At 60.0% G+C, this 3,480-nt stretch carries 3 protein-coding genes; 2 read left to right on the top strand and 1 reads right to left on the bottom strand.

Going from position 1 to position 3,480, the window contains the following annotated elements; genetic code table 11:
• Positions 1-41 precede the first annotated feature (41 nt).
• A complete protein-coding gene (locus tag QZ292_RS10075; RefSeq protein ID WP_294601158.1) occupies positions 42-1,313 on the bottom strand; it encodes an anaerobic sulfatase maturase in 1,272 nt (423 codons plus the stop codon).
• Between the two features lie 410 nt (positions 1,314-1,723).
• Here QZ292_RS10075 and QZ292_RS10070 point away from each other — a divergent pair, with 410 nt between their 5' ends.
• Together QZ292_RS10070 and QZ292_RS10065 are read left to right on the top strand one after the other, a co-directional pair.
• On the top strand, positions 1,724-1,870 hold the full coding sequence (locus tag QZ292_RS10070) for a hypothetical protein (RefSeq protein ID WP_294601156.1): 147 nt from the start codon (positions 1,724-1,726) through the stop codon (positions 1,868-1,870).
• Positions 1,871-2,218: 348 nt separating this feature from the next.
• The gene (locus QZ292_RS10065; protein WP_294601154.1) at positions 2,219-2,848 is read left to right on the top strand and encodes a DNA/RNA non-specific endonuclease; all 630 of its coding nucleotides are present in this window, start codon (positions 2,219-2,221) and stop codon (positions 2,846-2,848) included.
• Positions 2,849-3,480 lie beyond the last annotated feature (632 nt).

Below are 3,480 nucleotides of genomic sequence, written 5' to 3'. Positions count from 1 at the left end.
TCGGATAACCGAACGGTTTTCCGTATACCTCCATCCCCCGTTCAGAAGAGCCCCATCCGTTGCCTCGCCCACGGAATCACCATCGCCGCCGGCTTTCCCTCGTTCAACAGCTCCCTCATTTTCAGCATGTACGGCTCCGAATGCCGATAGAAAATCCGGAATCCCTCGCACAACGCATTGATTCTCTCCTCCGGGTTCAGCTTCGACGGGACGAACCTGTGTTTCGGACACTCCCCCCTGCACAGGTGCAGGTACCCGCACCGGAGACACTCCGTCGGCAGCGAGTTTCGTTTCTCCAGCCCGAACCGGAACTGCTCGCCCGACCCCGCCATCGTTCGGAGCTCCTCCGTCGCGATATTCCCCCTCCGGTATTGCGGATAGACGAAATGGTCGCACGCATAGACATCCCCGTTGTGCTCCACCGCCAGCGCATCTCCGCACGTTTCGCAGAACGCGCACAGCCCCGGTCTGACCCCGCACCATCCGGCCAGCGTCGCATCGAACATCTGGACGAAATAGCTCCCCACATCCCCCGTCACCCACTCGTCGAACACCTCGTTCAGGAATCTGCCGTACGCCTCCGCCCCGACCGACCACTCCGCTCTGTGCGCCTCCGGGTCTCCCGGTTCGACGATCACCTCCCTCGGCCACCCCTCTATGCGCTTCACATGCTCCACCACCGGCAGAAACTGCATGAACCGGCTTCCGATCCCTTTTAGGAAACGGTAAATCTCCCTTCCCCGTCCCTCGCTCGCCGCCCCCACCGCCGACAGCGTGTTGAACTCCGCCCCGTGCTCCTTCAGCCGCTCGATTCCCCTCATCACCCGCTCGAAGGTCGGTTTTCCTCCCCGATCCCTCCGGTTGGCGTCGTGCACCTCCTCCGGCCCGTCGATCGAGACCCCTACCAGAAACTCCTCCTCGGCAAAAAAAATCGCCCACTCGTCCGTCAGCAGTGTTCCGTTCGTCTGGATCGAGTTTTCGATCCGTTTGTCGCCTCTGTACTTTTTTTGGAGCTCCACCGCCTTTTGATAGAACTCTCTCCTCGCCAGCAGCGGTTCTCCGCCATGCCAGCAGAACGACACCACCGGCACCTGATTGGCCTCGATGTACTGTCGGATGAAGTTTTCGAGCAACTCATCGCTCATCACCTCCGCCGGGTTGTTTTTCGGCGCCAGCCTCGCCTTGTCCAGATAGTAACAGTACGTACAATCCAGATTGCACGTCGACCCGACCGGTTTGACCATCGCCCCGAACGCCCTCGGCGCTTTTCGTTTGAGCGCATCCGCAAAAGTGAGCGTAGATTTTTTTCTCATATCTTTGCAAAGATAGGAGTTTCGCCATTAAGGCGTATCGGGGGGGGGGAGCGGTGCGCGGACAAGGAATTAGGCTGAGGCGGCCGCAGCAAAACGAAGTTTTGCCCGTCCACGGGACGTGGGGCCTGCCCGGCCCGAGGGCAGTTTCAGGCGGGTCAAAGCTCTTACGTCGCCCGCCCGCGTAAAGAGGGATTTCGCTCGTTTTGCAGTGAGCAAAATGAGATGAAATCCCAGCGGGCGACGGCAAAAGTGCTAAAACCGCACGCGACAAAATCAGCACCGCGTGCCACGCCTAAGGAGGGAAATCGTCCAAATGCACCTGTGCGTTTTGACAAGATTTCCCAAGGCGCGCGGGAATAAAACCCGCACACCCCGCCCCGGGCCACCGCCATTCGCTCTCGGGTGCTCCGGTGAGCGTCGGCAACGGCGGGTTCAGCTGGTCTTCCGTCACGAGCGGTATCAACGGCGTGGAGTTGTATTGCCATTCGCAGGACCTCGACACCAGCGGCTCGGACAACCGCACCCACGGTTTTCAGTTACGTTGCCTCTCGGAATAAACGGAAGAGAAGAGAAATACAGATTGTAAGGAACAACGTTCCCAGATACTTTTTTAGATGAAAAAGCGCAGAAAACAGAGAAAAAACAGTCGTATTCCACACCGCTATTGGTTTTGGAGCCTGTTTTGGCTGACCCTGGCTATCATCGCCATCGCCTGCTCCCACCGGCTGACCCCGCTTGGCTCCTCCTCTCCCGCTTCTGCCCTTCATTGCCAGACTTCGCATCGGCAGGCACCGCCCCCCGTATCTTCCGACGTTTCCCCCTTTCCGGATACTCCCTCCGGCGTATCGCTTTCGGATAGCGCGCCCTCGTCTGTTTTGTCGTCCGGCCACCTCGAACTGCCCGCCTTGAGCGTTTTCGATACCGTAATTTGCAATACAGCAGGCCGTTATACCTTTTCTTATCGTCCGTCCGGGAAGATAGCCCGGTGGGTCGCCTATAAGCTGACCCGCAGCGACCTGTCCGGTGCCGCCGACCGGAGCGACTCCTTCGCCCCCGATCCCCTGCTGAGCGTCTACGGCTGGCATTCCGCGACCCATTCCGACTATCGCGGCAGCGGATACGACCGGGGTCACCTGTTGCCCTCCGCCGACCGGACCGATTCCGAAGCCTCGAACCGGTCGACCTTTCTCTATTCCAATATGGCCCCCCAGTTGCCGAAACTGAATCGCGGCCCCTGGAAACGCCTCGAAGAGCGTCTCCGCGCCCAGACCTCCGATTACGATACGCTTTATATCGTGGTCGGCACTGTGCTGCCGTCTCGCCCCCGGACGATCGGCCGTGGCGTAGTCGTTCCCGAGCTCTTTTTCAAAGCCGTCGCCTTGCGTCGTGCCGACGTTTTCGAGAGCGCCGCGTACGTCATGCCGAACGAAGTCTCCCGGCTGGCCGGTCAGGACTACACCGCCTTCGAAGTGCCCTTGGACAGCGTAGAACGCCTCTCCGGCCTCGATTTGTTTCCTTGCATCCCTCAGTTTTGAGCTCGAAGTTCCCAATCAGTCGAGTCATCCGTTTATTCCGAGAGGCAACGCAACGGAAGACCGTGGGCACGCGTATCGGAAGTGCTGGTGTCAAACCATGCCATGCCAAAACTTGCACTTATGCCATAAGTATCTTTTGTAGAACGAGACCAGTGAGAACCGCTGCAGCCGATGAGTCTAAAGGCACCGTCCGCGCGATGGCGGTAGCCCGGGGCGGGGATTATGCGGTTCGTCGCCAGCGGGAGCGCAACAAGTTCTGTCCGATTATCCGCTCTATTCGGCCTGTCGTCCACCCTCCGTTGGTTCGGGCTGCGCGCTCCCCGGATGGGCCAAAGGCCCAGCGCGCAAGCCCGGCGACCCTGCGGGTCGCAAGAGCTCAGCCCAATTCTCTACCCGTTCGTCCTCGGCGCGCCCCCTCGCACCGGTGCCTTCGGGCACTCCGAAATAGCAGACTCGCCCCCAAGAACGAGGCCGGCGGTTCTCTCGGAATCGCGTTTGTTCCAGTTTCACCGCAGTTCGGCGCCAGCGGAGGCGCTATATGGGGGTAAAGACGGCCAACAAAAGACGCTGTGCGTCCCCTCCGCCTGCCGGGGCGTCGGACTGCGCGACCCTAAAGGGTCGCAAAAGCTCTG

Origin of the sequence: uncultured Rikenella sp. (assembly GCF_910577125.1) — a bacterium.
Lineage (GTDB): Bacteria > Bacteroidota > Bacteroidia > Bacteroidales > Rikenellaceae > Rikenella.
Note: the sequence above shows the minus strand (reverse complement) of the source record. Positions and strands in the feature narration are given on the sequence as shown.

Bases quoted from the DNA above. Each gene is read 5' to 3' on its own strand.
- QZ292_RS10075 (WP_294601158.1), bottom strand. From the start codon at position 1,313: ATGAGAAAAAAATCTACGCTCACTTTTGCGGATGCGCTCAAACGAAAA.